Source organism: Pedobacter sp., assembly GCF_045627485.1.
Lineage (GTDB): Bacteria > Bacteroidota > Bacteroidia > Sphingobacteriales > Sphingobacteriaceae > Pedobacter.
The window spans coordinates 1-8,518 of the sequence record NZ_JAZQNU010000008.1 but is presented as its reverse complement, the minus strand read 5'-3'; the positions used below and the strand labels follow the sequence as shown (position 1 = coordinate 8,518).

The following is an 8,518-nucleotide window of genomic DNA, read 5'->3' as shown; positions in this document are numbered from 1 at the left end:
TGATAAATGACATCTCTTTAATGAACTTCTCGGTAGTACCTCACGGTTACCTTTATATGTTGCAACTAATTTTTTCAGTTTCTTCTCGGTCTATTCCTCCGAAAGTCAGTTTGTAAAATCAGTCGTTTCAATCTTGTTTTTTCTTCTAGCAGCTCCGCTGCTAAATTCCCTTGTTGTTTGGGATGGCAAAGGTAGTAATCTTTTTAATATTGTCAAGCTTTTTTTTAAACTTTTTTCTTTTGTTTTTCAAAGCGTTAAACTTTTTAAAACTCAGAACAACATTACTACTTTTCGCTCTTCAAATCAACCTTCTCTATATCCCATTCACTGTTTCCCTTCCTCCGAAGCGGGATGCAAAAGTAGGAAAATATTCTATCCCCGCAAAACAATTGTAGCTTATATTTGTATGCACAAGCTAACAGGCTATCCCAGAGCCTAAAGAATTACGGTTTTTATTTAATACCGGCATCTGATAGTAAAACCAATTAAACATTCAGCTTGCTTTGCTCCTCTCCCATCCCTTATTATACGATTAGCGCCAGTGGTTCCATAAAACAGAATTAACCTTAAAATTTCCCGATAAGGTTTTCAAGAAAAACAGAAATCTGATTGTGATGTATATATATACTACCACTTCTTATTAAATGGTTCACCTCTTAATATCACATCATTACAATACAAAACGGATCAAGCTATTCATCCTAATTAAATATGGTAAGTCCAATAAATTTATTTAGCATAACTGGTATTGATTTCAGAGCATCTCCCTTAACAGCATACAAGTTATGCCTCGATATAATTGAATTAAGATCAATTTGTAATGAATACGACTATTTCCATAAAAACACGGATTCATGTTGGACTCAATACGGACTAATGTGCAGCCAAAATCAATTAATGCCAATTGTTAATGCATTAACGCGTCAGATCATTGAACTTCCCACACCAGGAAAGCACCTCTAAGCGCAAGTGAACACATATTTCATTGAGTATCTGTAAATCGGTATCAAAAGAGGATCGACAATCTATCACGCAATGTTGCCACGCCTGTAATCAGATTAAACAGTAAACCAGCGTGTTCCGGGCGTGACCAATATATCGGGCATAAAAAAAGCGACCCTACTGAAGGACCGCTCTTCTTAATAATATTAAGTTGTCGCCTTAATCCAGATACCCCTCAATAATCATCTTTAACTGATTAGCCGGAACCACGCCAGACTGGCGCCATTTGACCTGACCTCCCTTAAATAAAATTAAAGTAGGTACCCCCTGAATCTGATAGGCTCTTGAAACAGCAGGATTTTTATCAACATCAACTTTTAAAATGGTAGCCTGATCCCCAACAAGACCTTTTAACTGATCTAAAATTGGGATCATTGTTTTACAAGGACCACACCAGGTAGCCGAAAAGTCGACAAGTACTGGTTTATCTGATTTTATCAATTCCGAAAAAGTTGCCATATCACTTTATTTAACTAAAAAATAACAACTCAAAAGGCCGAACTGTTTTAATAGCTTTCAAACTGGTTCATTTAATTTAATAACGTTATTTTTGCAACAGCTCGGAGCACTCGACGAAGAAATGCCGAAACTGTGCATTTTTATTCTTGGCATTATCATCGCATATTTTGAGCCAGAACTTCAAAAAACTATCGCTGTAGCACAAATTGCGCAGCAGTTACGATTAATATACATCATCAATGATTAGTAATAAACAGTTATTTCTTCAGAATAACGCACAGACTTCAACTTCACCTAACTTATTGGAAATAGAAGCTGCAGAAGGAATTTTCCTTTATGATAAAGATGGGAAAGCTTATATCGACCTGGTATCAGGCTTTGCCGTAAGTAACATCGGCCACCGGCATCCAAAAGTTCTCGACGCTATAAAGACACAGCTTAATAAATACATGCATGTTACCGTTTATGGTGAATATGTGCAAACACCAATGATTGCTTTTGCAAAAAAATTGGTAGAAGTGCTTCCCCACGAGTTGAATAACATCTATTTTGTTAATTCAGGTGCAGAAGCCACTGAAGGCGCCTTGAAACTAGCCAAAAAATACACGGGCAGAACTGGAATTATTTCCTGTTACAATTCTTACCACGGAAGTACGCATGGTGCACTGAGTGTGATGGGTAGTGATGAATATAAAGTTGGTTACGGTCCCTTACTTCCAAATGTTGATTTTATACATTTCAATGAAGTAGCTGATTTAAACCTGATCAATGAAGAAACGGCCTGTGTAATTGTAGAAACCGTGCAAGGCGAAGCAGGAATCAGGGTGCCAGACATTAGTTATATGCAGGCCCTTCGTGCACGTTGTACAGAAGTTGGCGCACTATTAATACTTGATGAAATACAGGTTGCATTCGGTCGTACCGGAAAATTGTTTGCTTTTGAAAATTTTGGTATCCAGCCGGACATTTTACTGTTAGCCAAAGCCCTTGGCGGCGGCATGCCCATGGGTGCCTTTATTGCAAAGCAAGAAGTTATGTCGGTATTGAAACATAACCCGATTCTCGGCCATATCACCACCTTTGGCGGACATCCGGTTTGTTGCAGTGCAGGTTTGGCAAGTTTAGAAGTGTTGTTGGAAGAGAACCTGGTTGATCAGGTTAATGAAAAAGCCAAGTTATTCGCTTCGCTACTTGTACACCCGCTGATTCGGGAAGTCCGTGGAATTGGGCTAATGATGAGTATACAGCTAGACAGCTTTTCACAAGTGGAGAAAGTGAGCCAGCTTTGCCGGGAACGCGGTGTGGTAATCGATTGGTTCCTTCATTGTGAAACCGCAATGCGGATTGCCCCTCCTTTAATTATTAAAGAAGAAGAAATCCGCAAGACCTGTGCTGTGATATTAACTGCCCTAGACTTATTATAAAAAGCGATTAGACTATTCGTTAATGGCCTTCCAAAGCAAATCTTTCAGTTCGGTAATATTTTTTTGTGCAACTGCAGAAATAAATATGGTAGGAAGATGAGTTGGAAGGTCTTTTTTCATTTCCTCCATTAATTCGTCATCCAGCATGTCTGATTTGGTAACCGCTAATACATGGGGTTTCTGCATCAGTTCTGGGTTATATAATTCTAATTCCTTCTTCAAAATTTCATACTCTTCATTGATGGAACGGTTGGTATCGGCCGGCACCATAAACAACAATACCGAGTTACGTTCAATATGGCGAAGGAAACGGTAACCTAAACCTTTTCCACTTGAAGCACCTTCGATGATACCCGGGATATCGGCCATCACAAAGGATTTACCACCACGGTAATCAACGATACCCAAATTAGGTACTAGCGTAGTAAAAGGATAATCAGCAATTTCGGGCTTAGCCGCAGAAACCACAGAAAGCAAAGTTGATTTACCCGCATTCGGGAAACCCACCAAACCAACATCAGCCAGCACCTTTAATTCCAGCACTACCCATTGTTCTTTTCCAGGTTCGCCAGGTTGAGCAAAACGAGGAGTTTGCAGGGTTGGCGTTTTAAAATGGTAGTTACCTAGTCCACCGCGACCGCCGGCCGTAAGGATTTTTGTTTCCCCATCTTCCGTAATTTCGAATAAAACTTCTCCAGTTTCGGCATCTTTAGCGATTGTACCTAATGGCACATCAAGAATCTCATCTTTACCAAATTTACCCGAAGATAAACTGCTGGACCCAGGTTCACCATCTTTAGCCATAATATGTTTACGGTATTTCAGGTGCAAGAGTGTCCAGTATTGTGTATTTCCCCTCAGGATTATATGTCCGCCTCGTCCACCATCACCACCATCAGGACCACCCATGGCGGTTCTTATATCGCGGTGTAAATGTGCAGACCCCGCTCCACCTTTACCGGAACGACAGCATATCTTTACGTAATCTACAAAATTTGAGCCTTGCGACATATCTATTCTTATTTCTTTTTTACAAAAATAGCGGGAAGAACTTAAATTCGCCCCGCTACTTTAACAAATTATTATTAATACTGATCAACCACAGCACAAAGGTCTGCGAAAATGTCTTCGATTTTCCCGGTACCATTTACCTTGGTTAACTTATTTTGAGCCTCATAATAAGGCAATACCTGTACTGTTTTATTGAAGTATTCTTCAATTCGTTTTTGAAGTTTATCTGCCTGATCGTCTACCCTACCAGTTTCAAGTTGGCGTTGGGCAATGCGTTTTGTCAGTTCGGCCTGATCCACGTCAAGCGCAATCACGCCAGAAATGGCTGTGCCTTTGCTTTCAAGGAAAGCATCTAAAGCCTGTGCTTGTGGCACGGTGCGTGGAAAACCATCGAAAATAATCCCTTTAGCCTGAGGATTTTTTTCTACTTCCTCTTCCAGCATAGCAATAGTAATTTCATCTGGCACAAGCTGTCCATCTGATATTAACTGACTTACTTTTTGTCCAAGAGTGGTCTGATCCTTAATATGCGCCCTAAAAAGGTCGCCGGTTGAAATGTGTATCAATTGATATTTATCAATTAATTTTTGAGATTGGGTGCCTTTGCCTGCACCCGGGGGGCCAAAGAGAACAAAATTTAGCATTCGGGTTGTCTTTAAAGTTATAGGAAAGCAATGATGCTTTTTAGGCTTGCTTTTCTTGGTAATAGTTGAGTCTACTTGCGTATTCCATTAAAAGCTGCAAATATATAATTATTAATTTATTATGTCACTTTTTATGGAAGTGGGATGAGAAGAAATCGACTTTTTTACGCCGAAGAAACCCGGAGCCGGACAGGTGAAAATGGGCGGAAGCTTTGCAGGAGTGGAATTTCGTTCTCCTGCAATATAGCGCCAAGGCGCAGGTGATGGCGAGGTTTCATTGGCCTGATGGTTACTTTTTCTAAAGTAATCAATTAGGCAACAGTCTGTTAATTTTTATCAAAATAGTAACCTAAGTGCGAAATCTCTATTGAGCAACAACAGCCTGAGTATAAAAAAACCGCAGTAGTATTCGTCAAACACCACTGCGGTTTCCCAATAAAACATATTACTGTTTTTAAGGTAACAATACCTGATCGATCACATGGATCACGCCATTGCTTGTAACCATATCTGCTGCAGTAATCATTGCAGCACTGGCATTTTTATTACCTTTTACTTTGGCTCCACCAGTTAAAGTAATAGTTACTGCTTCGCCATTTACTGTGGCCGGTTTAGCACCCTCGGTTAAGTCGGCAGATAATACCCGTGAAGCCACAACGTGATAGGTTAAAATGCTGGTTAACACCGCAGGATCTGCTGCACGTATAGCATCGATATTTGCAAAACCTGCATTAATGAAGGCCTGATTAGTAGGCGCAAAAACAGTGAATGGACCGTCACCTGATAATACCTGGGCTACATTGATGCTTCCCTGGCTAGCCCTTAACACTGCGGCTACTAAAAAGGTAAAATTAGGATTGGCCTGCGCAACCTGAACGATGTTTCCGGCAGGAGGCATCAATACCGTATTGATGACGTGGATAACCCCGTTATTAGCCATGATATCAGCCTGGATCACCTTAGCGCCATTTACAAATACACCATTGGCGTTCTTGGTGATAAATACATCTTCATCAGCTAAAGTTTCTACCTCCATATTGCTGGCATTAGCAATAGCCGAAGATATAACCTTCTCGTCTAACACATGATAGAGCAAGATTTCTTTTAATGTTTCCACTGGTAAGGCTTTAATCTTAGCTTCAGTATCTAAACCTGCAGCAACAAAGGCGTCATTGTTTGGTGCAAATACCGTGAAATTTCCTTTCCCGGCTAATACATCTGCAAGACCCGCCTGAATAAGCGCAGCTCGCAACAATGAAAAATTGTTGTTAGCCAAAACAATTTCGGTAATACTTTGGGTTACAGGCATAACGTCATCATCGTCTTTCTTGCAAGAACTCATAAAGACTACTGCTACCAGGCCGACTATCATGGCCGTCTTTTTAAAAATGTAGGTGTTGAAGATTTCCATAGTTTTAGTGTTTTTTTATACAATAACTAACCAAAAGTGATGCCAAATAGTATAATTTAAAACTACTTAACTCAAAAAATACATATTAAAACAGGAAATTAGTACATTATAATACTATTTTGTATATTTGCTATCAATTATAAAATAACATGTATTACGATCTAGTTACCGATTTGGTTGGGCTGGTAAAAATTTATGAACAGGAATCTGAACAACACACACCTGACGTAGTTTTATTTGGACAATGGTTAAAAGACTATCAAACGAGGCAGGGACTGACCACCTGTTCAGGGCCTGATTGGGAAGGTAAATCTAAAGGACGCTCCGCAGACAGTGTGATTAATACATCAATGGTGCATTTATACAGGTATGCGAAATTGCAAGCAAAGGCTGCGATTGCTAATACATCCTTTTCTACACCTGATGATTTTATCTATTTGATCAGCCTGATTAGTTTTGGAAGCATGACTAAAACCGCATTGATTAAAAAAAATGTGCATGAAAAATCTGCAGGGATACAAATCATTAACAGACTGATTAACAGCGGACTTGCCGAACAGTCAGCTACCGATGTTGATAAAAGAAACAGGATGATTCACATCACTGAAAAAGGGATTCAACTCTTACAGGAGAGTATGGATAATATAAGAAAAGCGTCAAGCAACGTTACTGAGCCTCTTTCTTATACAGAAAAGATGGATTTAGTAAGGTTGCTTTTAAAATTAGAGAACTTTCATGAGCTAAAATCCCGTGGTGAATTATAATTAAACCGTTGATGATTGATGCTGTACCAAATTTCGCATCATCCCTTTAAATATAAAAGCGTGGAAAGGTAGAATCAAGTACCAATACAGCCGTCCCGGGATACCAAGCGGGCGAAAAGTAGCAGTCTGTGTGAACACATTCTCTTTATTTATTTTAAACTCGAGCCATGCTTCTCCTGGCAACTTCATTTCTGCATATAATAGTAACCGCCTGTCTTTTTTATCCGCGAGTATAACACGCCAGAAATCGACCACACTGCCTGTGGAAAGATTGTCTAAACTGGTCCTCCCCCTTTGCAAACCTACACCACCAAACACTTTATCCAGAAAACCTCTGACAGACCAAAGCCAGTCGGCATAATACCATCCTGTTGAACCACCAATTGACCAGATGTTTTTAAGCACTCTCTCGGGATCATCAACTTTCATACATTGCACATCCTTGAAACAGCCCTCTATTGGCACCTCTATGAGTTTTTTAAACCTATCGGGGTAAGCATCACGGTTCATTGCATCTCGCCAGCTGGAGACCACTTGGTTTTGAGCTATCTTGCCGAAGGCCAAATCAATAGATTGTTCATATGTTAAAAGTTTTATGTGCAACTTTTGTTGAAGGTCATTTGCTTCGGGCACCACATCTACGGTCATGCTTTCTACAAGACTACTGGCTAATGGATAAGAAACTGATGTTACGAAGTATAGCCAGTACGAAGAAAGCTTAGGGGTCATTACGGGAACGGTGATAATCCATCGCTTAAGTCCCCGAACCTTCGCAAAACGAAGAAGCATCTCTTTATAAGTGATGACTTCAGGCCCACCGATATCATATGCCTTATTAAATGTATATTCTTTCATCAGTACGCCATCCAGGAAACTAATGACGTCGCGAATGCCTATGGGCTGGCATCTGGTGTTAAGCCACTTAGGAGCTACCATGACCGGCAGCTTTTCTACTAGGTCGCGTATAATCTCGAAACTGGCACTTCCGGAACCAACAATGATACCCGCACGTAAGGTAGTTAATGCATAACGATCTGATTTCAGAACGTCTTCCACGTTAAATCGAGATTGAAGATGTTTTGATAAGCTGCCGCTGTTAACAATTCCACTTAAAAAAATTATTTGCTTCGCATGGCTTTGTAATACCGCATCCTTAAAATGGGTAGCTGTTTGCAATTCCGCTTTAGAAAAGTCTTCTTTTGCCGATGACATGGAGTGCATCAGGTAATAAGCAGCGTCGATGTTTAGGGGAACTTTGTTTAGACTTTCTTTTTTCAGAAAATCTACCTCGATCACTTCGACATTAAAACCTTCAAATTTTTGAATATCAAAGCGATTTTTATCTCTTACACAGCAAATAACATGGTGTTTGTTGGCTAATAGAACCGGAAGCAGTCGTTGGGCGATGTAACCTGTAGAACCCGTTAACAATATCCTCATATAATGCTTTTTACACTAAATATGCCATAATTAGAGTGAGATCTCAAACTGATGTATATTGGATGTTAAAAGTATCATTTTTAATACGATAACAGATACGTACATTAGTTATAGTTAACTAAATATAACTAAGAAAATTTTCATTAGCATTATTCTAATGACTGGAGTTGCTACCTTTGAGTAGACAATAAGTTAAGTGAATTTGATAACTTAACAGAAATTATGTCACGAGCAAGAAACCCGTAACCAAAAGAGTTCAAGGTGATGAGTGTTGAACTCAGTAATACCCGCACAGACCTCAGTCCTTTAGCCAGAGAATTGGATATCAGCCCAGCATTGTTGTATCGCTGGCGGAAGGTATTT

9 protein-coding genes and 1 pseudogene are annotated in these 8,518 nt (G+C 39.7%); 4 read left to right on the top strand and 6 right to left on the bottom strand.

The genetic code is table 11. The features are described from left to right. Positions 1-1,161: 1,161 nt before the first annotated feature. Complete coding sequence (trxA, locus tag ACR2F3_RS00390; RefSeq protein ID WP_432708003.1) at positions 1,162-1,461, bottom strand: thioredoxin; 300 nt, start codon at positions 1,459-1,461, stop codon at positions 1,162-1,164. 91 nt (positions 1,462-1,552) lie between these two features. Here trxA and ACR2F3_RS00385 point away from each other — a divergent pair, with 91 nt between their 5' ends. Together ACR2F3_RS00385 and ACR2F3_RS00380 are read left to right on the top strand one after the other, a co-directional pair. After that, positions 1,553-1,708, top strand: coding sequence for a hypothetical protein (locus tag ACR2F3_RS00385; RefSeq protein WP_432708002.1), 156 nt, complete (start codon positions 1,553-1,555; stop codon positions 1,706-1,708). Next, on the top strand, positions 1,701-2,885 hold the full coding sequence (locus ACR2F3_RS00380; protein ID WP_432708001.1) for an aspartate aminotransferase family protein: 1,185 nt from the start codon (positions 1,701-1,703) through the stop codon (positions 2,883-2,885). Before ACR2F3_RS00385 ends, ACR2F3_RS00380 begins: the two co-directional genes overlap by 8 nt. A gap of 12 nt (positions 2,886-2,897) precedes the next feature. Here the strand turns inward: ACR2F3_RS00380 and obgE are convergent, their stop codons facing one another. From obgE to ACR2F3_RS00360, 4 genes are all read right to left on the bottom strand, one after another. Beyond that, entirely contained in the window at positions 2,898-3,896 is a 999-nt protein-coding gene (obgE, locus tag ACR2F3_RS00375; protein WP_432708000.1) for a GTPase ObgE, read from the bottom strand. A gap of 74 nt (positions 3,897-3,970) precedes the next feature. Further along, positions 3,971-4,540: an adenylate kinase gene (locus tag ACR2F3_RS00370; protein WP_432707999.1), complete on the bottom strand. Its 570-nt coding sequence runs from the start codon at positions 4,538-4,540 to the stop codon at positions 3,971-3,973. A 164-nt stretch (positions 4,541-4,704) separates the two neighbouring features. After that, positions 4,705-4,851, bottom strand: a complete 147-nt coding sequence (locus tag ACR2F3_RS00365; protein WP_432707998.1) for a hypothetical protein — start codon at positions 4,849-4,851, stop codon at positions 4,705-4,707. A 143-nt stretch (positions 4,852-4,994) separates the two neighbouring features. Beyond that, positions 4,995-5,951: a fasciclin domain-containing protein gene (locus tag ACR2F3_RS00360; protein WP_432707997.1), complete on the bottom strand. Its 957-nt coding sequence runs from the start codon at positions 5,949-5,951 to the stop codon at positions 4,995-4,997. 149 nt (positions 5,952-6,100) lie between these two features. Between ACR2F3_RS00360 and ACR2F3_RS00355 the strand changes: the two genes are divergently transcribed. Continuing rightward, a complete protein-coding gene (locus ACR2F3_RS00355) occupies positions 6,101-6,715 on the top strand; it encodes a MarR family winged helix-turn-helix transcriptional regulator (protein WP_432707996.1) in 615 nt (204 codons plus the stop codon). On the opposite strand, the gene ACR2F3_RS00350 is transcribed toward ACR2F3_RS00355, so the two are convergent. Next, entirely contained in the window at positions 6,716-8,155 is a 1,440-nt protein-coding gene (locus ACR2F3_RS00350; protein ID WP_432707995.1) for an SDR family oxidoreductase, read from the bottom strand. A gap of 258 nt (positions 8,156-8,413) precedes the next feature. Here ACR2F3_RS00350 and ACR2F3_RS00345 point away from each other — a divergent pair. After that, positions 8,414-8,518 (top strand): annotated as a pseudogene (locus tag ACR2F3_RS00345) (transposase); the annotation flags it as partial.

Bases quoted from the DNA above. Each gene is read 5' to 3' on its own strand.
- ACR2F3_RS00360 (WP_432707997.1), bottom strand. From the start codon at position 5,951: ATGGAAATCTTCAACACCTACATTTTTAAAAAGACGGCCATGATAGTC.
- ACR2F3_RS00350 (WP_432707995.1), bottom strand. From the start codon at position 8,155: ATGAGGATATTGTTAACGGGTTCTACAGGTTACATCGCCCAACGACTG.
- ACR2F3_RS00380 (WP_432708001.1), top strand. From the start codon at position 1,701: ATGATTAGTAATAAACAGTTATTTCTTCAGAATAACGCACAGACTTCA.
- ACR2F3_RS00370 (WP_432707999.1), bottom strand. From the start codon at position 4,540: ATGCTAAATTTTGTTCTCTTTGGCCCCCCGGGTGCAGGCAAAGGCACC.
- obgE (WP_432708000.1), bottom strand. From the start codon at position 3,896: ATGTCGCAAGGCTCAAATTTTGTAGATTACGTAAAGATATGCTGTCGT.
- ACR2F3_RS00355 (WP_432707996.1), top strand. From the start codon at position 6,101: ATGTATTACGATCTAGTTACCGATTTGGTTGGGCTGGTAAAAATTTAT.
- trxA (WP_432708003.1), bottom strand. From the start codon at position 1,461: ATGGCAACTTTTTCGGAATTGATAAAATCAGATAAACCAGTACTTGTC.